Genomic DNA, 20,208 nt, shown 5'->3' on the forward strand with positions numbered 1-20,208 from the left:
ATGTGGCCTACTGCGTTGCGACGCGCTTCTGCGACAGGCGCGAGAGGCTGAACAGCGCGGCGACGCTGGAGAAGAGTCCCGCCAGAATCAGCGAAGCGTGCGTACCGTTCTGATCGAACATCGTGAACATCAGCGCCACCAGCGCCGCGCCGCTGCTCTGACCCAGCAGACGCGCCGTTCCCAGCATTCCGCTGGCGCCGCCGCTGCGGTTGCGCGGAGCGGAAGAGATAATGGTGTGGTTATTGGGCGACTGGAACAGGCCAAAACCGGCTCCGCACAGCGCCATACGCCAGATAATATCCCAGTCCTGCGGCTGTGCGGGCAGCAACGCCAGCAGGAAGAGCCCCGCCGCGAAAAGCGCCAGACCAATACCGCCGAGCAGCCCGGCATGAATATGCTCAATCAAACGTCCGGCAATCGGTGCCAGCACCATGGTCGCCAGCGGCCAGGGGGTCAGCAGCAGGCCGGTAGCGACTTCATTGCGCCCCAGCACGTTTTGCAGGAAAAAAGGCAGTGAAACCATCGCCAGCATCTGCGCGCAGAAAGAGCAGATCGAGGTGCAGATCGACAGGCTAAAAAGCGGAATACGCAGCAGATCGACCGGCAGCAGCGGCACTGCCAGGCGCTGCTGACGACGCACGAAGAACCAGCCGACTACCGCCAGCACTACCACCTCAGCCAGCGCCAGCGCAGGGTTTTCCCCCTGGGCGAAACCGGTCAGCCCGTAGATCAGCAGACCGAAAAAGAGCGCATTCATCAGCGCGCTCGGCACATCGAATTTTTGCGCTTTCGCTTTCTGGCTGTTCTCCGGCAGAAAACGCAGCGCCAGCCAGAGCGCAATGACGCCCAGCGGCACGTTGATCAGAAAGAGCCATTTCCAGCTGGCGAACGACAGGATCGCCGCGGCGACCGTCGGTCCGGCGGCGCTGGATACCGCTACCACCAGAGAGTTAATCGCCATGCCGCGTCCCAGATGGCGCTGCGGATAGATAATCCGGATCAGCGCGGTGTTTACGCTCATCAACGCCGCGCCGCCAAAACCCTGCAGCACGCGCGCCAGGGTCAGCATCGAGAGCGAAGAGGAGAGGGCGCAGAATGCCGAAGTAAGGATAAACAGGCCGAGGCCAACCTGATAGACGCGACGATAGCCCAGCATATCACCCAGAAAAGAGAGCGACAGCAGCGAGGCGACGATAGCGATCTGATAGGCGTTAACGATCCAGACGGACTGGGCAGGACTGGCATGAAGCTCGCGCGCGATAGTAGGTAAGGCCACGTTGGCGATAGCGCCATCCAGCACCGCCATCATAATGCCCAGGGCAATAGTAAAAATAGCGCCATAGCGTTGCGGAGCGGGAAGACCATCCTGAAAAGGTGTAGGGGACATAGCGAGATAAGTAAAGTGAGTGAATATGAACATGCTAATGAATCCACTGCCAAAACGCACCGCCTTTAGACTAAAAGTCGCGGCTAAATTATGTCGTTCAATGACAGACAATGGTGCTGCGTGCGGTGACGCGCTATATTGACCGTCTGTTCCGATTTTATTAAAACAATTTCAAAAAAGGGTGCGTGATGGCCGCCAGTGAAAACGATAAACAACCCGATGCCGTTTCCTCCGTTATGAAGGTGTTCGGCATTCTTCAGGCGCTGGGCGAGGAGCGCGATCACGGTATTACTGAGCTGGCGCAGCGCGTCATGATGTCGAAAAGTACCGTTTACCGCTTCCTGCAGACCATGAAGGCGCTGGGTTACGTCACCCAGGAAGGGGAGAGCGAAAAATACTCCCTGACGCTGAAGCTGTTTGAGCTGGGTGCGAAAGCGCTGCAGAACGTCGATCTGATCCGCAGCGCGGATGTACAGATGCGTGAGCTTTCCCGCCTGACCAAAGAGACGATTCACCTTGGGGCGCTGGAAGAGGACAGCATTGTCTATATCCACAAAATCGACTCACTCTATAACCTGCGTATGTATTCGCGCATCGGCCGCCGCAATCCCTTGCACACCACGGCTATCGGTAAAGTGCTGCTCGCCTGGCGCGACCGCGCCGAGGTGAATGATATCCTCAAAGAGGTTGAGTTTAAGCGCAGCACCGCTAACACCATCGTCACGCGCGAAGCGCTTATCGACGTGCTGGATCAGGTGAAGGCACAGGGGTTCGGCGAAGATAACGAAGAGCAGGAAGAAGGATTACGCTGTATCGCCGTGCCGGTTTTTGACCGCTTCGGCGTAGTCATCGCCGGTCTCAGCATCTCTTTCCCGACGATTCGCTTCTCGGAAGAGGCGAAAAGCGACTATGTCGCCATGCTGCATCGTGCGGCGCGCACGCTCTCCGCTGAGATGGGCTACCACGACTACGCTTTCTGATAAAAAAGCGGGCAGGCGCCCGCTTTACTCTCTGACAACAGCGCGGATAAAAACCGGCCTGCTTCTTAATTATCGATCACGTCGCCGCTCTTCTTAAGCAAGGGGCAGTCTGTCACGCCGATAACGCCGCTGTCGGTATGCAGATACTGTGCGGTAATCAGGCCGCGCGCGGTAAGGTAGCTGCACTGCAGGCCCAGGCCCGCCGCATTCTTCGTGCTGCCGGTCAGCACACCGTAGCCGGTAAACAGCATGCCGATCCAGATCACGCCGATGAGCAAGATTGCCCGAATTAAAAGTTTCATTTTGTTCTCCATAAGATACATAACGCAGCTGTCCACTGTTTGCTGCCGCCCGTAATATTAACAGCTTGCCTCGCTTTGTCTGCTGAAGCGATCGGAGATTGCCGAAAGCGAGGCAGTCAGGGAATTCTGCATTCAGGCGTATAGCCTGGTCAGCCGCGCGCGCAACAGGTAGAATCGAGGCCATTAATATTTTTCGTTTTTGAGGCAGTTATGAACGAGTTAGCCGCAACTTCTGGTCCGCTGTTTAGCTATGGCGTACTGACGATCATTATTATTGTGGCGTTTATCGTCTGGTTTTTCGTTAACCGGGCCAGCGTGCGCGCCAGCGAACAGATTGAGCTGCTGAGCCACCTGCTGGAAGAGCAGAAAAAACAGAACACGCTGCTGCGCCGTCTGGTTGAGAATCAGTGCGGCGAGCAGGAAAAGCAGGACCCGGAAGAGAAGCGCGATTTTATTCGCATGATCCCGGAACGCTAACGTTCCCCACCCTGGCAAGGAGGCAACATGGCCTGGCGAAATCCCTGGTACGACGGCAGTCAAGCGCACCATACACCTGAAGGCTTTCGCAATCTGGAACCCGATCTGCGCCAGCCGGGCGATCTTGACCGCTGGCGCAAAGAGCGCAAAGCGCAGGGATTGCCTTTTCCGCCTCAGGCGGGCTATGAGGGTTTCAGAACAGACTGGTGGCAACCTGCCGATCTGGCCGGCACTGACGACCGGATCTGGTGGTTAGGCCACGCGGCGATACTGCTGCGCCTTAGCCAGCGCTATCTGCTGATCGACCCGGCGCTCTCTCTGCGCGCCTCGCCGTTGCCCTTTGCCGGGCCAAAGCGTAAATCACCGTCGCCGCTGAATATTCATCAGCTGCCGCGACTCGATTACGTGCTGATATCTCATAATCACTACGATCATCTCGATCTCGCCACCGTGAAGCGCATTATCCGCCGTTTTCCTGATGTCACCTTTCTGGTGCCGCTGGGGCTGGAAAAGTGGTTTAAGCGGCGCGGCGCGCGGCACGTTCGTCAGCTTGACTGGTGGCAAAGCCAGCAGGAAGCGGATCTGACGCTGACCGCCGTCCCGGCGCGTCACTGGAGCATGCGTACGCTGCACGATCGCAACCGCTCTTTATGGTGCGGCTGGGTAGTGCGCAGCAAAACGCTGAATTTCTGGTTCTCTGGCGACAGCGGTTTTTCTGAAAATCTGGCGGAGATTCCACGCAGGCTTGGTCCCTTCAATCTGGCAGCCTTGCCCATCGGCGCCTATGCACCGAAATGGTTCATGGAGAGCAGCCATATGGATCCCGATCAGGCGGTGTGGTTATGGCGACTAATCGGTCAGCCTTTAACCCTTCCGGTTCACTGGGGCGTGTTCGAACTGGCCGATGAATCGCTGGATGAACCGCCTGCGGAATTAATGCGCGCCATCCAGCGCAGCGGCGAAGATAATGGACGCTTTGCACCATGGAGAATAGGGGAGAGCCGCAGCCTGCAGAATATTAACCAGGAAAAATCCTAAATAACCGCATCTCTTCTACAGCAGCCTCCGGGTTGAAGAGATATTTTATCCGCGATCAAAGAATAAATAGTAATAAGTAATAAGCGCGACTCTGCTTTTAATTGGGGCAAGGTTATCTTTTATTTTCCTGATTTTGGTGCAAAAGCATTTATTATCGGTGCCAGTGAAAATGATGACGCTCTGCCGTTAAAAAGAACCCAGGCCGCTTTGCTTTAGGTTACGGTTTCGCTTAAGAAAAAAGAATGCCATATTAATGCAATAATTTATCTTTAAATTAATCCGTTACAGTGAGCAAGGTTGGACGACGAGGCGGTTATCCGCTAGAGTTATTCGTATCATCGCAGGTTGATGGATAATGCTTTTTCGGCTACGGCATGGTCAGGTTATGTACCAAAATGAACAAAGTGTGTCACTGCTTCGCAAATTTTGTGCAGCGCGTCCATCGCCGATTAAAAATGCCTTGCCATTAATTTGCGGATATGTGATAACAATTCGTGGGTCAAACGAGGTACAGTTCTGTTTATGTATGGCATCTTCAGTAAAGAAGTTACGAGTAAAAACGTTGACGTTGAATACCGCTTCCTTGCCGAACCTTAATTAGTGCCTCATTCAGTAACGTCTCTGGTTTCTCTGTAGGTCTGCCTCCGGGCAAAATAAACACTCTAAGGAATTTGCAAAATGGCAAAGATTAAAGGTCAGGTTAAGTGGTTCAACGAGTCTAAAGGTTTTGGTTTTATTACCCCTGCTGACGGTAGCAAAGATGTGTTCGTACACTTCTCCGCTATCCAGGGCAACGGTTTCAAAACCCTGGCTGAAGGCCAAAGCGTTGAGTTCGAAATTCAGGACGGCCAGAAAGGCCCGGCTGCAGTCAACGTAACCGCTATCTGATTTCGTGCCAGCTCGGTGCCATGCACCACTGAAAACGAATCCTGTAAAGCCCTGGTCATCTGACCGGGGCTTTTTCTTTGCGCTTTCGATACGGCAGCGAACGGAGTAAACTGCGGCGCTCTTGTTAACGGAGTCCCTATGTTGCTGATCTGCCCCCTCTGCCATCTCTCTTTACAGCCGGAAAACCGCAGCTGGCGCTGTGAAAATCGTCATCAGTTCGATCAGGCGAAAGAGGGCTATCTTAATTTGCTGCCCGTTCAGCATAAAGGTTCGCGCGAGCCTGGCGACAGCGCAGAGATGATGCAGGCGCGACGGGAGTTTCTGCAGGCAGGTCACTATCAGCCGCTGCGCGACGGCGTGGTAGCGCTGCTGCGCGAGAAGCTGCAGGATGCTTCCGCGCTGCTCGACATCGGCTGCGGCGAAGGCTATTACACTTCGGCGCTCAGTACCCTCGGCGCAGAGGTTTACGGGCTGGATATCGCCAAAAACGCAATTCGTTTGGCGGCGAAACGTTATCCGGACGTGCAGTTTTGTGTCGCTTCAAGCCAGCGTCTGCCGTTTGCCGACGCCTCGCTGGATGCTGTGGTGCGCATCTACGCACCCTGCAACGAAGCGGAGCTGACGCGCGTAATCAAGCCCGGCGGCGTGCTGCTGACGGTGACGCCAGGCGCGCACCATCTGCAACAGTTCAAGGCGTTGATCTATCGCGAAGTACAGCTCCATGCGCCGGAAGAGAAGCTTTATAGCGGCTTTAGCGAAGAGACCCAGCAGTCGCTGCGCTATGCCATGCATCTGAGCGGGGACGCGGCGGCGACGCTGTTGCAGATGACGCCTTTCGCCTGGCGCGCGAAGCCTTCGGTATGGGGTGAGCTGCAGGCGACGAAAACCTTTGAGTGCGACGCTGATTTTCGTCTGACGCTATGGCGGCGCGGTTAACGCGCCTCTACCAGCGTGTTGTAGATACGTTCCAGATCGTCGAGCTGCTGCACGGCGATCAACAGGCGGCGCTGCTCCAGCTGCATCACCAGAATGCCATCTTCTGACAGATTGATGCTTTGAATGCGCGCATAGGCTATCCACACGCCGCTATAGAACAATCCCTCGCCCTTCATCAGCAGAGTTGGCCGACGCAGCCAGAACAGCCAGCAGGCGAGAAAGCAGAGCACCATCAGCAAGGTGGTCGTCAGCTGCGGTCCCTGATGGGTCACGTTATTCCAGAGTAAAATCGCCAGCAGCCCGATGAATATCAGGCTGTCAATCTTGTGTCTGCGTCGCAGTGGCACGCTTAAACGCGTCGGGCCTTTGCGGCGCGGCAGTATAAAGTCGTTATAGAGAGAGAAAAGCAGCAGCGCGGCGATGCAGAGCGCGATGAGGCCGTCCGTTAGTGTCATCACATTCTCCTTTGGCGATGCGTCGAAAAAGCGGGGAAGTGGCCGGGCGCAGCGCGCCCGGCGAGAGAACTACAGGCCAAGCAGGCCGATCCAGTAGCCAAAAATGCCGATGGCGAAGAAGCCAACGATAATCCACAGCGCGTTGACCTTACGACGCAGCAGCCACATACAGGCGAAGGTCAGCAGCAGCGGCACGATGCCCGGCATCAGCTGGTCGAGGATGGTCTGAACCGTGGTAACGGTGGTTTTCCCGGTCTGGTCGGTAATGCGCGACACTACCAGCGGGATATTAACGTGCGTCCACTTGTTCACCAGCGCGCCCATAACAAACAGGCCAAGAATCGACGCGCCCTCCGTCAGCTTCTGCAGGAAGCCGCCGCCCATATCGCTGACGATATCGATCCCTTTGCGGTAGCCATACGCCACGCCGTAATAGCGTGTCAGCATACGCGCCAGATTAAACAGCACAAAGAACAGCAGCGGACCGAGCAGGCTGCCGCTCATGGCGATGCCTGCGCCAAGCGCGGCGAATACCGGACGCACGGTTCCCCAGAAAATCGGGTCGCCAACGCCAGCCAGCGGCCCCATCAGGCCAACTTTAATGCCGTTGATGGCGGCGTCATCGATCGCCGCGCCGTTTGCGCGCTGCTCTTCCATCGCCATGGTGACGCCCAGCACCGGCGCGGCCACGTAGGGATGCGTATTAAAAAACTCCAGGTGACGCTTGATCGCCTGCTTACGCGCCTCGTTGTTTTCCGGATAGAGACGACGGATGACCGGCACCATTGAGAAACAGAAACCCAGGGCCTGCATACGCTCGAAGTTCCATGAACCCTGAAACAGGTTCGACCGCAAAAACACGCCGCGAATATCGCCCGGGGTGAGTTTTTTTTGCGTTGTAGTTGTATCTACCATGTTGTCACCTGTTCCTTAGTCAAGTTCGTTATCGAGATCGTTGTTTGCCGGACCCGCTGCAGGCGCACCCGCTACGCGGTTATATTTCGGTGCCAGCTGGATGTAGAGCACTGCCATGACGACGCCGATGACGCCCAGCGCCACCAGGTTGAAGCTGGTAAAGGCCGCGGTAACAAAGCCGAGATAGAAGAACGGCATCAGATAGCCTGCGCGCATCATATTGATGACCATCGCGTAACCGACCACGACGATCATGCCGCCCGCGATATTCAGACCATTGGTCACCACGTCAGGAATGGAGCTAAGCAGAGAGTGAACCGCGCTGGTGCCGACCGAGATCGCCACAATCAGCGCCGGAATGGCGATACGCATCGCCTGCAACACCAGTGCCGAAACGTGGATCCACGAAATCGCCGTCAGATTGCCTTTCTCCGCCGCCTTGTCGGCCGCATGCTGGAAGGCGACGGTAATGGTACGCACGATAATCGTCAGCACCTGACCCGCCGCAGCCAGCGGGATCGCCAGTGCAATACCTGCGCCGACGCTCTGGCCACCGGCAATAACCAGAATGGTGGAGATGATTGAGGCGAGAGCGGCATCGGGCGCCACGGCGGCACCGATGTTCATCCAGCCCAGCGCAATCATTTCCAGCGTACCGCCGATAATAATGCCGGTTTTCATATCGCCGAGTACGGCCCCTATCAGGGTACAGGCGACCAGCGGGCGGTGAAACTGAAACTCATCCAGAATCGAACCCATACCCGCAATACAGGCCACGATAAATATCAGGATGATTTGTAGCGAGGTTATTTCCATCATATCCCTTCTCCTCAGGAGGATAGCGTTAACTGGCCCGCAGGCGCAGCCAGCGGCGTTTTACGCATTGACCTTCGCGATCAGGTCCATCATTTTCAGTTTTTGATCGCTGGAAACTTTACGGACTTCCAGTTCAATGTTGCGTTCATTAAGCTTGCGGAACGCCGCGATATCTTTTTCATCGACCGATACGGCGTTATTGACCTGCGTTTTTCCCTGACGAAACGCCATGCCGCCGATATTGACCGATTTAATATCGACACCCTGTTCAACCACACGCAGCACGTCGGTAGGATTGGTAAAGAGCAGCATGACGCGGTCGCGACCATATTTCGGGTTGTTCCAGACGCGCACCATCTTGTCGACGTCCACCACATGCGCGGTAACGCCGGGCGGTGCGACCTGCGTCAGCAGGGTTTTGCGAACATGATCTTTCGCCACCTCATCGCTGACCACAATAATGCGCGCAACGTTGGTCTCTTTGGTCCAGCGCGTTGCCACCTGACCATGGATCAGGCGGTCGTCGATACGCGCCAGTCCAATTTTCATATGCTCGCCCGGTGCCAGCGGTTGTGCCGGCGGCGTCGGGGCTTTTGCTGCAGGCGCAGCGGCTGGCGCAGAGGGGGCGGCAAGCTGCGTTTTCTGTGCCTTAACGCCTTCGCGACCCGTCTCTACCGCGATGCCGACCAGTTCGACAAACGAGGGGTTATCGTCACGCGCCATTAGGGTCTCAACCAGCATCGGAATATTGACCCCGGCGATAACATCGTAATTTTCTTTATCCAGCACGATACGGCTGGCAGCATTGAAAGGACTTCCTCCCCAGGTGTCGACTAAAAACAGCGCGCCTTTCGTTGTATCCAGCTTTGCCAGTTGCGCCTGATATTTTTCGATAAGCGTTTCTGCATTCTCGCCGGGCACAAAGTCGATCCATCCGACGTTCTCCTGCTCGCCCAACAGCATTTCTGCGGTTTTAAGCAGTTGTTCGGCTGCCCAGCCGTGTGTACCAATTACTATCGCAATGGTCACTTGCTACCTCCGTTCGCTAAAGAAATTCGTCTGGAGCCGACGAATCGTTATGAGTTATCGTTACGGCTATCTATGGATAAACGTAATCAAACCATCTGCATAAATGAATCATTCCCCGGATGTTTTGAATGAATGGGTGAGTCGCGATTTATTTTAGTGCGCGAAAAAATAATTTATGTGACGCTCGTCAGCTATCAGACGGCCGGACTCGCAATAAGTCCTGTTTAATTCCGCTTTCCTGCTGAATCATTTGTAAATGAAAGAAAATTTTTTGACGTAATTTACCGGCCTGTTACATTAGCGATCTGTTTATTACTCAGGAGTAACGGGTTTCAGCCCACCTTTATGGATCGTCACCGACGTCGCTTAACCACTTTGATGCGCACCTTCGCGCCTTCTCTCACGCCTGACGGCGTTTCTGTAGTTCACTCGATTGCCTTTCTGTCACGTCGCCAGACGACGCTGACACGATATCGTTCAGTCTGCCTTTCGTTCAGGAGTCAATGATGGAATTTCTCTTCGACCCCTCAATCTGGGCCGGTTTGCTCACGCTTGTCGTACTTGAAATCGTGCTTGGTATCGACAATCTGGTATTTATCGCCATTCTTGCTGACAAGCTGCCGCCGAAACAGCGCGATAAAGCGCGCCTGATCGGCCTGTCGCTGGCGCTGGTAATGCGTCTGGGCCTGCTGTCGCTGATTTCATGGATGGTCACGCTGACGCGCCCGTTATTTAGCGTAGGCGAGTTTAGCTTTGCCGGGCGTGATTTGATTCTGCTGGTGGGCGGGGTGTTTCTGCTGTTCAAGGCGACGATGGAGCTGCACGAGCGGCTGGAGAACCGTCAGTTAGAGCATCAGGGGAATCGCAACTACGCCAGTTTCTGGGCGGTGGTGACGCAGATTGTGGTGCTGGACGCGGTCTTTTCGCTGGATGCGGTGATCACGGCGGTGGGCATGGTGAACCATTTGCCGATTATGATGACGGCGGTGGTTATTGCGATGGGCATGATGCTGCTGGCCTCGAAACCGTTGACCAACTTTGTCAACGCGCATCCCACCGTGGTGGTGCTCTGTCTCAGCTTCCTGCTGATGATCGGCCTGTCGCTGGTGGCGGAAGGTTTTGGCTTCCATATTCCGAAAGGGTATCTCTATGCGGCGATCGGCTTCTCTATCCTGATCGAGCTGTTTAACCAGATCGCGCGCCGCAACTTTATGCGTCATCAGGCGCATCGCCCGATGCGTGAGCGCACCGCCGAAGCGATTCTGCGATTGATGGGCGGACGTCAGCGCCCGGCGCAGCCCGCCACCAGCGAGGAGTCGCCTGTAACGCAGGCGATGCCGCAGGAGGCCTTTAAGGATGAAGAGCGCTATATGATCAACGGCGTGCTGACGCTGGCGTCGCGCTCTATCCGCAGCATTATGACGCCGCGCGGTGAGATCTCCTGGGTAGACGCTGAGCGTCCGCTGGATGAGATCCGTATTCAGCTACTGGATACACCGCACAGTTTGTTCCCGGTGTGTCGCGGCGAGCTGGACGAAATCATCGGCGTGGTGCGCGCCAAAGAGTTGCTGGTGGCGATTGAGCACGGTATGGATGTGGCGACCTTTGCCGCCGCGTCGCCCGCGCTCATCGTGCCTGAAACGCTGGACCCCATTAATCTGCTTGGCGTGCTGCGTCGCGCCAGAGGGAGTTTCGTTATCGTCACCAACGAATTCGGCGTCGTGCAGGGGCTGATTACACCGCTGGACGTGCTGGAAGCCATTGCTGGCGAATTCCCGGACGAGGATGAAACGCCGGAAATTATTGCCGACGGCGACGGCTGGATTGTGAAGGGCGGCACTGACCTGCATTCGTTGCAGCAGCTGTTCGACGTGAACGACCTGGTCGACCCGGATGAAGATCATGCGTCGCTGGCGGGACTGCTGATTGCACAGAAAGGGCAGCTACCGCTGCCGGGCGAGGTGATCGATCTACCGCCGCTACACTTCACTATTCTGGAGGCGACCGATTATCGCGTCGATCTGGTGCGCGTGACGAAAGATAAGCCGCACGAGGATGAGGAAGAAGAGCAGTAAATAAAAACGGCGCTAAGGCGCCGTTTTTACTACTTAGAGGTGAGGGAGCCAGCACGGGTGGCAGGGGCCGATCGCAAAGTCGCTCAAGGCATCCATGCGCGCTCGGCCCGCGGTATCCCTGCCGCGGGACGCTTTGCTCTTCGGCCCCTGCCACCCGCTGGGTGACGTTGTTTGCCGTCTGAAAGAGATTACGGGACGCCAGTCAGCAACTGCGCCTGATGCTGCTTCAGCCAGGTGGGAAAATCCTCTATCGGCATCGGACGCGCGTAATAATACCCCTGCAACAGATCCACGCCGCGCTCGCGCAAATAGGCCGCCTGTTTGGCCGTTTCGACCCCTTCGGCGACCAGGCTGATGTTTAAACGCTGCGCCAGCGAAATCACCATATCGGTCACCGTTGCGTTAATGGCGTCGGTGCCGATCGCGGCGGTAAAAATCTTGTCGATCTTCAGCACGTCCGGCTGCAAATCTTTCAGATAAGAGAGCGAGCTGTGGCCGGTGCCGAAATCATCAATGGCCAGACGCACGCCGATGCTGTGCAACTGCGAAATCACCTTCTGATCCACCACCGGCAGGGCGTCGCGCTCCGTCAGCTCCACTACCAGCTTCGGCAGCGGATTCGCTGGCCACCACAGCTGTTGCAGATCGTCGACGATAGCATGATCACGGAAGTGGCTGGCGGCTACGTTAATAGCGATATGGAACGACGGGCAGCGCGGCAGATTCGGCAGCTGCGCCACCGCTTTCTCTATCACAAAGCGCGTCAGCGGCGCGATAAGGTTTTGCTGCTCAGCCAGCGGAATAAAAACGTCCGGCGGGATCCAGCCCTGACGCGCGTTATGCCAGCGCAGCAGCAGCTCGATGCCGTCACAGTCGCCGCTTTGCGCATTAATCAACGGCTGGCAATACACCATAAATTCATTCGCGGTAATGCCGTAGCTGATCTGCCAGCTCAGGCTCATGCGATTTGCCGTTCCCAGCCAGACGATATAGCCAATCAGCAGGCTCAACAGCAGCGCCAGCGGCAGCTGCGATGGCAGCGTCGACATCGCCAGACGCGCCGGAGAAGGGCCATACAACGTAATAGAAAAAGGATAGCGCAGCGAACCCTGATCGTAGCTGACTTCATCTTCCGAGGGCATGGCAGGCTCAATCAACGGATTGCCATACTCCAGACTCTCGCCGCCGACGCTAAAAATAGCGCGCTCTACCCAAGGCAGCTGCGGTTCCAGCAGATAAGTGCTCATCAGCTCGATATTGATTACCTGCAAAATGCCGGAGCGGTTATCGAGCGTTTTTGGCGTCCACAGCAGCAGGATCGGCGAACCCTTCAGCAGGTAGTTATCGACCGTCAGCATCATACGCTGGTTATTAAACGCCAGCTCCGGATAGGTCTGGCTGAAAGGAATGGCGCGCGGCCCGTAGATGCTGGAGCAGTAGATGGTGTCGTTCTCTACCAGCAGCATGGCGCGCACGGTTTGCAGCGCGGAAATTTTCTCAATAAGCGGGAAACGTACATCCTGGCAGGGCACGCCCACCAGACCAAGCGTATTGTTCGCCGAGACGTCGAGCGGCGAAAACATGCGGTCAAAGCGCTGAATGGCGTTATCGGCAAAATTGAGCGACTGCTGCTCAATACGTGATTTTTCTTCGAAAAAGCGAAAAGCCAGCGTCAGAATTAAAACCACAGCGGCGATCACCAACGCGATAAAGAGTCGCTTACGGCGAAACTGTCCAACATATTGCTGGGCCAAAAGCATCAGTAACCACCTTCCACACACTAAATTGAAGCAGGATAACGGGGATGTTATCGGCAAGGCCTGAGTAAGGTTTAGCCATGCTTTATAAAAAAAGCGGTAGTGAAAAAACCGCGCGACCTGAAAAGGTCGCGCGAATCATTACTCTATCGTTATTCTGTGCGATGAGGTAGGGCTGAGGACGTATTTCCTCACGGGCGCTTAAAAAACAGACGGCGCGGGAACATTAGTCACACTGAACTTTTATCGCCAGTCCGCCGCGCGATGTTTCGCGATATTTGGCGTTCATGTCTTTGCCCGTTTCATACATCGTCTCGATCACCTTATCGAGCGAAACGCGCGGTTCGCTGGTGCGGCGCAGCGCCATACGGGCGGCGTTGATCGCTTTCACCGAGGCGATAGCGTTACGTTCGATGCAGGGCACCTGAACCTGACCGGCTACCGGATCGCAGGTCAGGCCGAGGTTATGCTCCATGCCAATCTCCGCCGCGACGCAGACCTGCTCCGGGCTGCCGCCCAGCAGCTCGGCCAGCCCGGCGGCGGCCATCGAACAGGCCACGCCCACTTCGCCCTGGCAGCCGACCTCCGCGCCGGAGATGGAGGCATTCATCTTATAGAGGATGCCGATGGCGCCCGACGCGAGGAAATAGCGGGTAAAAATATCGGGCGTAACGGTTTCGATAAAGTGATCGTAATAGGCGAGCACTGCAGGCACGATACCGCATGCGCCATTAGTCGGCGCGGTCACGACGCGGCCCCCAGCGGCGTTCTCTTCATTGACCGCCAGCGCGAACATATTGACCCAGTCGATCACGTTCATCGGGTCGTTAGAGTGTTTAGACGAAGAGGTCAGCAGCCGACGCAGCGAGGCGGCGCGACGCGGCACGCGCAGGGGACCCGGCAGCACGCCTTCGGTGTTCAGCCCACGATCGATACAGGCCTGCATGGTCTGCCACACGTCAGTAAAGTAGTCGCGGATCTCGTCACGCGAGTGCAGCGCCAGCTCATTCTTCATTACCAGCCCGGAGAGCGAAAGACCGGTTTCCCGGCAGTGCGCCAGCAGCTCTTTAGCCGAATGGAAAGGCCAGGGCACGCTCACTTCATCCAGCGTCGACTGGCCAAAATGCTCTTCATCGACGATAAAACCGCCGCCGACTGAGTAGTAGGTTTTACTTAAAATAAGCAGATCGCCCGCAAAAGCGAGCAGGCGCATGCCGTTTTCATGCAGCGAAAGGTTCTCGCTGCGAAACACCATGCCGCCTTCGCGCGGAAAGTCTACCTCATGCGCGCCGTTGGCCAGCAACAGCCGTTCGCGCTGTTCGACATCTTTAATAAACGCCGGAATGCTGTCGATATCTACCGTGGCCGGGGAAGCGCCCGCCAGCCCCATAATAATGGCGATATCGGTATGGTGGCCTTTGCCGGTCAGCGAGAGCGAGCCGTAAACATCCACGGCGATGCGCGTCACCTCCTGAAGTTTTCCCTGTTCAATCAGCAGATCGACAAACTCTTTACCTGCTTTCATCGGTCCCACGGTATGGGAACTCGACGGGCCGATGCCCACTTTGAACATGTCAAAAACACTAATCACAGGCGACACTCCTCACAAAAAAATTTTTATCTCTGCCGGGGCAGTTTATGGCGCTAATAGTAATCGTGGACCCGGGTAAATGAGCGCCTTTTCGCATGAAATAAACTAATCTTTCAGGCGAGAAATAGTTATGCTGAGAGCAAGCTCACAGCGGGCGGTTTAGCAGAAAAGATGAGACGAAGCGGGCGTCAGAACGCGATTTGCTGACTCAGGGAGCGGATAATGCCAGCCGTCATGCCCCAGACCAGATACTCCTGGTAAACAGAGAGCCAGACCGGATGACGCAGGCCTGCACGATGCACCTCCAGCGAGGCGTAGCGGTTAAGCCGCAGCGCCTCTTCCAGCGGCATTTCAAACGCGCTTTCCACCTCGTCGGGATTAATAGTGAGCGTAATCTCAGGGGAAATAACGCCAACCACCGGCGTGACGCGAAAACCGGTACTGCTGGTGACGGGCGCGAGCTGACCGAGCACCTTCACCTGATCGGGATCGATGCCGACCTCTTCCTGTGCTTCACGCAGCGCGGTGGCTACCAGCGAGGCGTCGTCATCATCCTGCATACCGCCTGGAAAGGCGACCTGACCGGCATGCTTACGCAGCTCGCGCGAACGGCGCGTCAGCAGCAATCCCGGCGCTTCGCGCGCAACGATCGGCACCAGCACCGCGGCCTGGCGACCAGCGGGACGCTGCTGCGGTTTTTCCGGCTGTTGCAGGATAAAACGGGTAACAAAGGCGTCGAGCGTTAACGGCTGCATGGTTCGTCTCCGGAAAGCGCAGGTAAAATGCGGCTGACTTTGTGTAAGGTTTCCTGATACTCCGCATCCAGCTCGCTGTCGGCAACCACGCCGCCGCCCGCCGCACAGAAGAGCTGCTGCCGCTCCGCAATCAGCGTGCGGATGGTAATGCTGGTGTCCATGCGGCCGCAGAGACTAAGGTAGCCGATGCTGCCGCACCAGGCATTGCGGCGATGCGGCTCCAGCTCGTCGATAATCGCCATCGCGCGGATTTTCGGCGCGCCGGTAATGGAGCCGCCGGGGAAACAGGCACGCAGCAAATCGCAGGCGTGCAGCGCTGGCGGCAGACGCGCGCGTATGGTGCTGACCAGATGGTGCACCGCTGGAAAAGGCTCTACCACAAACAGCTCCGGCACGCTGACGGAGCCTGGCACGGCGACACGGCCAATATCGTTGCGCAGCAGATCGACAATCATCAGATTTTCGGCGCGATCTTTTTCCGACCGCGCCAGCGCCAGCGCTTCAAGCCGGTCGGCTTCAGCATCGGCGGCGCGCGGCCGCGTGCCTTTAATCGGCCGGGTTTCAATCTCATCGCCTTTCAGCGATAAAAATCGCTCCGGCGACAGGCTGAGAATAGCGCTGTCGGGCAGACGTAAAAAGGCGCTGAAGGGGGCGCGATTAGCCGCGTTGAGTCGGCAGAACGCCTGCCACTCATCGCCCTGATAATGCGCCTGAAAGCGCTGCGCCAGATTCACCTGATAACAGTCGCCCGCCTGAATATAGGCCTGCACCGCATGGAAACGCGCGGCGTAGTCGCTGTAGCTGAGGTTGGATCGCCACGGGCTGGTCAGCGAGAAGGGCGCCGCGTCGCGCGCGGGCCACTGCTGCAGCCAGCGCAGCCGCGCCTGCGCATCGCCCAGCGACACCAGCGTCAGGCGCTGCAGATGGTGGTCTGCGATCAGCGCCCAGTCATAGATGCCGACGGCCATATCGGGCGTAGTCAGATCGTCTGCGGCATGCTGCGGCAGATTTTCAAAGCGCCGCCCGAGATCGTAACCGAACAGGCCGAGCGCGCCGCCCTGAAACGGCAGATCGTCGCGGCGGGCGGGATGAACGGCCAGCGCGTCGCACTGCTGCTGCACCAGCCGCAGCGGATCGTCAGAAGAGCGATGCAGCGCACCATCCGCCTCAAGCGTCGTGACGTCGCCCTGGGTCACCAGCGTGGCGCGCGGATCGGCGGTGAGCATATCGAAGCGATTATCGGCATGATCGGCGTTGCCGGAGGTAAGCAGCATCGCCCAGGGAAGGTGGGAAAGCCTGGCGAAATAGGCGCTGAGCGCATCCTGCGTATAGTGTAGACTGAGCGTTGAGACCATTATCCAGCAAAAATCAGACATCAAAGAGGGCGTTAGCCTGACATATTTTTCCCTGGCTGGCACCTGTTTGTTCCGCATGGAACCGTGCCCGCCTCGCAACCAGGAGTGAATAATGTTTACAGGTTTACCGGCACTTAGCCACGAACAGCAGCAGCAGGCGGTAGAGCGGATTCAGGAGCTGATGGCTGGCGGCATGTCCAGCGGAGAGGCGATTACTCTGGTCGCGCAGGAGATCCGTCAGACGCATCAGGGCGAACGGATCCGGGCGCTCTTCGAAGATGACGAAGACGAGGCGTAACGCCCGGCGCGGCCGTACGCTTACAGCGCCGCGATGATTTTAATCTCGACTTTATATTTCGGGTTCATCAGCCCGGCCTGAACGGTGCAGCGCACCGGCGCATTGCCAGGCGATACCCAGGCGTCCCAGGCGCGATTCATCGCCGCGAAATCTTCCTTTTCTACCAGAAAAATCGTGGCGTCGAGGATCTTGCTCTTGTCCGAACCGACGCGCGTCAGCAGGGCGTCAATCACCGCCAGCGCGTTGGCGGTCTGCGCCTCGGCGTCAGCGTCGAGGTTTTCCGGCACGCTGGTGTAATAAACAGTATCGTTATGAATAACGGCTTCGGACATACGATGTTCGGGGTCGATACGGGTAATGGTCATTGTTTCTCCTTATTTTTCCAGTTGATAGCCTGGCATAACCCGGGGTGCGCTGTCATCAGTTGTGGAGCGGCCAGCGGAATACTGACATAATTACAGTGTTTTTGCCGAAACGGGTGAGGAAGTGTGGCGGACGATTTTGCAGTAGAAGGCGCGCTGGCGCAGGCGATTGCCGGCTTTAAGCCGCGCGAGGCGCAGCGTGAAATGGCGCAGGCAGTAGAAGAGGCGGTAAAGGCCGGCGGCGAACTGGTGGTGGAAGCGGGAACGGGAACGGGTAAGACCTACGCTTATCTCGCTCCTGCGCTGCGCGCCGGAAAGAAAGTCATTGTATCAACCGGCTCGAAAGCGCTGCAGGATCAGCTTTACGGCCGCGATCTGCCGACCATCGCGAAAGCGCTTAACTTCACCGGTAAAACTGCGCTGCTGAAAGGCCGCTCTAACTATCTCTGTCTGGAGCGGCTCGAACAGCAGTCGATGGCGGGTGGCGATCTCAACGCACAGGCGCTGGGCGATCTGGTGACCCTGCGCGGCTGGTCGTCGCAAACCGTTGATGGCGATATCAGCAGCTGCGGCGGCGTGACCGAAGACAGCCCCATCTGGCCGCTGGTCACCAGCACCAACGATAACTGCCTCGGCAGCGACTGCCCGCTCTATAAAGATTGCTTTGTGGTCAAGGCACGCAAACGGGCAATGGATGCCGACGTCGTGGTGGTCAATCACCATCTGTTTCTCGCCGATCTGGTGGTGAAAGAGAGCGGTTTCGCGGAGCTGATCCCTGAAGCTGACGTGATGATCTTCGATGAAGCGCACCAGCTCCCCGATATCGCCAGTCAGTATTTCGGTCAGCAGATCTCCAGCCGCCAGCTGCTCGATCTGGCGAAGGACATTACCATCGCCTACCGCACAGAAGTACGCGATGTGCAGCAGCTGCAGAAATCGGCGGATCGCCTCGCGCAGTGCGCGCAGGATTTCCGTCTGACGCTGGGCGAGCCGGGCTATCGCGGCAATTTGCGCGAACTTTTTGCCGACAATAACGTGCAGCGCATGTTTACGCTGCTCGATGACGCGCTGGAGCTCTGCTACGACGTGATAAAAATGTCGCTGGGACGCTCGGCGCTGCTGGACGCGGCGTTTGAACGCGCCGCGCTCTATCGGGGACGGCTCAAGCGGCTACGCGCCGTCAACGAACCTGGCTACAGCTACTGGTATGAGTGCAGCTCGCGTCATTTTACGCTGGCCTTAACGCCGCTCTCCGTCTCGGAACGGTTTCGCGAGGTGATGGATGCGCGTAAAGCAGCATGGATTTTCACCTCTGCAACGCTGGCGGTGAATGAAGAGATGCATCATTTCGCCGACCGCTTAGGCGTCAGCACGGCGAAAACCCTGATCCTCAACAGCCCATTCGACTATACGCGTCAGGCGCTGCTCTGCGTGCCGCGTAATCTGCCTGAGCCGAACCGGCCCGGCGGCGCGCGCCAGCTGGCGCGCATGATGAAACCGCTGATCGACGCCAATAAAGGGCGCTGTTTCTTTCTCTGTACGTCGCACCTGATGATGCGCGAGCTGGCGGCGGAGTTTCGCGCCAGCATGACGTTGCCGGTGCTGGTGCAGGGCGAAACCAGCAAAGGCCAGTTGCTCAGACAATTTATCGAGGCGGGCAATGCCCTGCTGGTGGCGACCAGCAGCTTCTGGGAGGGTGTCGACGTGCGCGGCGACGCGCTGTCGCTGGTGATTATCGACAAGCTCCCCTTTACCTCGCCGGAAGATCCGCTGCTGAAAGCGCGGATGGAGGACTGTCGCCTGCGCGGCGGCGATCCTTTCAGCGACGTTCAGCTGCCGGATGCGGTCATTACCCTGAAACAGGGTGTAGGGCGATTGATCCGCGACACGGACGATCGCGGTGTGCTGGTGATTTGCGATCAGCGGCTGGTGTCGCGTCCCTATGGCGCGCTGTTTCTCAACAGCCTGCCGCCGACGCCGCGCACTCGCGATCTCGCACGCGCCATCGCTTTCACGCAGCAAGCGAAACAGTAATTTTCCTTTGGCTGTGCTAACATGCGCGCCGTTTTGAATGACCCGAGGTTGTTATGTCTTCCCGAATCCTGGCGCTGGACACTGCGACAGAAGCCTGTTCAGCCGCGCTGCTTAACCAGCAGCAGATCGATGCCCGTTTTGAAATCGCGCCGCGCGACCATACGCAGCGTATTCTGCCGCTGGTCGAAGAGCTGCTGCTTGCGCAGCAGCTGGAGCTGACGGCGCTCGACGCGCTGGCGTTTGGCCGCGGTCCCGGCAGCTTTACCGGCGTGCGTATCGGCATCGGTATCGCGCAGGGCCTCGCGCTGGGCGCGATGCTGCCGATGATCGGCATCTCAACGCTGGCGACGCTGGCGCAGGGCGCTTATCGTCAGCAGGGCGCAACGCGCGTGCTGGCGGCGATCGACGCGCGTATGGGCGAGGTCTACTGGGCTGAGTATCAGCGCGACGCGCAGGGTGTCTGGCACGGCGAATCCAGCGAAAGCGTGCTGTCACCGGAAGCGGCGCTGGCGCGCATGCAGGCGCTGGAGGGCGAATGGTTTACTGCCGGCACCGGCTGGCAGGCCTGGCCGCAGCTGCAGCAGGGCCATGCGTTAACGCTCAGGGAGAGCGGCGTCGAACTGCCCGCCGCAGAAGATATGCTGCCGCTGGCGCAGCAGGCGTGGCAGCGGGGTGAAACCGTTCAGCCTGAGCACGCCGAACCGACCTATCTGCGCAACGAAGTGGCGTGGAAAAAATTGCCGGGCCGCTAATGGCGG

Annotated in this window: 21 protein-coding genes; 10 read left to right on the plus strand and 11 right to left on the minus strand. The window is 57.5% G+C overall.

The features are described 5' to 3' along the window. Positions 1-7: 7 nt before the first annotated feature. Entirely contained in the window at positions 8-1,387 is a 1,380-nt protein-coding gene (locus EKL29_RS17930; RefSeq protein WP_120454217.1) for an MFS transporter, read from the minus strand. A gap of 188 nt (positions 1,388-1,575) precedes the next feature. Between EKL29_RS17930 and kdgR the strand changes: the two genes are divergently transcribed. Then, complete coding sequence (gene kdgR / locus EKL29_RS17935) at positions 1,576-2,367, plus strand: DNA-binding transcriptional regulator KdgR (RefSeq protein WP_120453896.1); 792 nt, start codon at positions 1,576-1,578, stop codon at positions 2,365-2,367. A gap of 65 nt (positions 2,368-2,432) precedes the next feature. On the opposite strand, the gene EKL29_RS17940 is transcribed toward kdgR, so the two are convergent. Then, complete coding sequence (locus EKL29_RS17940; RefSeq protein WP_120453903.1) at positions 2,433-2,669, minus strand: YobH family protein; 237 nt, start codon at positions 2,667-2,669, stop codon at positions 2,433-2,435. 210 nt (positions 2,670-2,879) lie between these two features. Between EKL29_RS17940 and EKL29_RS17945 the strand changes: the two genes are divergently transcribed. The 5 genes from EKL29_RS17945 (at position 2,880) to rlmA (ending at position 6,008) form a co-directional block, all read left to right on the plus strand. Next, positions 2,880-3,146 (plus strand): YebO family protein, encoded by a 267-nt coding sequence (locus tag EKL29_RS17945; RefSeq protein WP_126690355.1) that lies wholly within the window; start codon positions 2,880-2,882, stop codon positions 3,144-3,146. Positions 3,147-3,173: 27 nt separating this feature from the next. Then, positions 3,174-4,184, plus strand: coding sequence for an MBL fold metallo-hydrolase (locus EKL29_RS17950; RefSeq protein ID WP_126690356.1), 1,011 nt, complete (start codon positions 3,174-3,176; stop codon positions 4,182-4,184). A gap of 522 nt (positions 4,185-4,706) precedes the next feature. Next, complete coding sequence (locus EKL29_RS23380) at positions 4,707-4,781, plus strand: DUF2627 domain-containing protein (protein WP_370661853.1); 75 nt, start codon at positions 4,707-4,709, stop codon at positions 4,779-4,781. Between the two features lie 81 nt (positions 4,782-4,862). Beyond that, positions 4,863-5,072 carry a transcription antiterminator/RNA stability regulator CspE gene (gene cspE / locus EKL29_RS17960; protein WP_003852684.1) on the plus strand — a complete coding sequence of 70 codons (210 nt, stop codon included), beginning with the start codon at positions 4,863-4,865 and terminating at the stop codon, positions 5,070-5,072. A gap of 138 nt (positions 5,073-5,210) precedes the next feature. Next, positions 5,211-6,008: a 23S rRNA (guanine(745)-N(1))-methyltransferase gene (gene rlmA / locus EKL29_RS17965; protein WP_120453908.1), complete on the plus strand. Its 798-nt coding sequence runs from the start codon at positions 5,211-5,213 to the stop codon at positions 6,006-6,008. Here the strand turns inward: rlmA and EKL29_RS17970 are convergent. From EKL29_RS17970 to manX, 4 genes are all read right to left on the minus strand, one after another. Beyond that, on the minus strand, positions 6,005-6,463 hold the full coding sequence (locus EKL29_RS17970) for a DUF986 family protein (RefSeq protein ID WP_120453910.1): 459 nt from the start codon (positions 6,461-6,463) through the stop codon (positions 6,005-6,007). The genes rlmA and EKL29_RS17970 overlap by 4 nt on opposite strands. Positions 6,464-6,532: 69 nt before the next feature. Further along, entirely contained in the window at positions 6,533-7,378 is an 846-nt protein-coding gene (locus tag EKL29_RS17975; RefSeq protein ID WP_120453912.1) for a PTS mannose transporter subunit IID, read from the minus strand. 15 nt (positions 7,379-7,393) lie between these two features. After that, a complete protein-coding gene (locus tag EKL29_RS17980) occupies positions 7,394-8,194 on the minus strand; it encodes a PTS mannose/fructose/sorbose transporter subunit IIC (RefSeq protein WP_120454219.1) in 801 nt (266 codons plus the stop codon). 60 nt (positions 8,195-8,254) lie between these two features. Then, positions 8,255-9,223 (minus strand): PTS mannose transporter subunit IIAB, encoded by a 969-nt coding sequence (gene manX / locus EKL29_RS17985; protein ID WP_120453914.1) that lies wholly within the window; start codon positions 9,221-9,223, stop codon positions 8,255-8,257. Between the two features lie 506 nt (positions 9,224-9,729). Between manX and EKL29_RS17990 the strand changes: the two genes are divergently transcribed. After that, positions 9,730-11,298 (plus strand): TerC family protein, encoded by a 1,569-nt coding sequence (locus EKL29_RS17990; protein ID WP_120453916.1) that lies wholly within the window; start codon positions 9,730-9,732, stop codon positions 11,296-11,298. A gap of 188 nt (positions 11,299-11,486) precedes the next feature. Here the strand turns inward: EKL29_RS17990 and EKL29_RS17995 are convergent, their stop codons facing one another. From EKL29_RS17995 to pabB, 4 genes are all read right to left on the minus strand, one after another. Then, positions 11,487-13,058 carry an EAL domain-containing protein gene (locus EKL29_RS17995; protein ID WP_126690357.1) on the minus strand — a complete coding sequence of 524 codons (1,572 nt, stop codon included), beginning with the start codon at positions 13,056-13,058 and terminating at the stop codon, positions 11,487-11,489. Between the two features lie 223 nt (positions 13,059-13,281). Then, positions 13,282-14,646 (minus strand): L-serine ammonia-lyase, encoded by a 1,365-nt coding sequence (sdaA, locus tag EKL29_RS18000; protein WP_120453920.1) that lies wholly within the window; start codon positions 14,644-14,646, stop codon positions 13,282-13,284. A gap of 188 nt (positions 14,647-14,834) precedes the next feature. After that, the gene (locus tag EKL29_RS18005; RefSeq protein ID WP_120453922.1) at positions 14,835-15,401 is read right to left on the minus strand and encodes a CoA pyrophosphatase; all 567 of its coding nucleotides are present in this window, start codon (positions 15,399-15,401) and stop codon (positions 14,835-14,837) included. Continuing rightward, positions 15,389-16,759: an aminodeoxychorismate synthase component 1 gene (gene pabB, locus EKL29_RS18010; RefSeq protein WP_126690369.1), complete on the minus strand. Its 1,371-nt coding sequence runs from the start codon at positions 16,757-16,759 to the stop codon at positions 15,389-15,391. Before pabB ends, EKL29_RS18005 begins: the two co-directional genes overlap by 13 nt. Positions 16,760-16,868: 109 nt before the next feature. On the opposite strand from pabB, the gene EKL29_RS18015 reads away from it, so the two are divergent. Continuing rightward, positions 16,869-17,054, plus strand: coding sequence for a YoaH family protein (locus tag EKL29_RS18015; protein WP_120453924.1), 186 nt, complete (start codon positions 16,869-16,871; stop codon positions 17,052-17,054). Between the two features lie 20 nt (positions 17,055-17,074). On the opposite strand, the gene EKL29_RS18020 is transcribed toward EKL29_RS18015, so the two are convergent. Further along, positions 17,075-17,419, minus strand: coding sequence for a RidA family protein (locus EKL29_RS18020; RefSeq protein WP_126690358.1), 345 nt, complete (start codon positions 17,417-17,419; stop codon positions 17,075-17,077). A gap of 123 nt (positions 17,420-17,542) precedes the next feature. Here EKL29_RS18020 and EKL29_RS18025 point away from each other — a divergent pair, with 123 nt between their 5' ends. Together EKL29_RS18025 and tsaB are read left to right on the plus strand one after the other, a co-directional pair. Then, positions 17,543-19,450 (plus strand): ATP-dependent DNA helicase, encoded by a 1,908-nt coding sequence (locus tag EKL29_RS18025; protein ID WP_120453928.1) that lies wholly within the window; start codon positions 17,543-17,545, stop codon positions 19,448-19,450. Positions 19,451-19,503: 53 nt separating this feature from the next. Next, positions 19,504-20,202 (plus strand): tRNA (adenosine(37)-N6)-threonylcarbamoyltransferase complex dimerization subunit type 1 TsaB, encoded by a 699-nt coding sequence (gene tsaB / locus EKL29_RS18030; protein ID WP_126690359.1) that lies wholly within the window; start codon positions 19,504-19,506, stop codon positions 20,200-20,202. Positions 20,203-20,208: the final 6 nt, after the last annotated feature.

Source organism: Pantoea sp. YU22 (assembly GCF_003970755.1).
GTDB lineage: Bacteria > Pseudomonadota > Gammaproteobacteria > Enterobacterales > Enterobacteriaceae > Pantoea > Pantoea piersonii.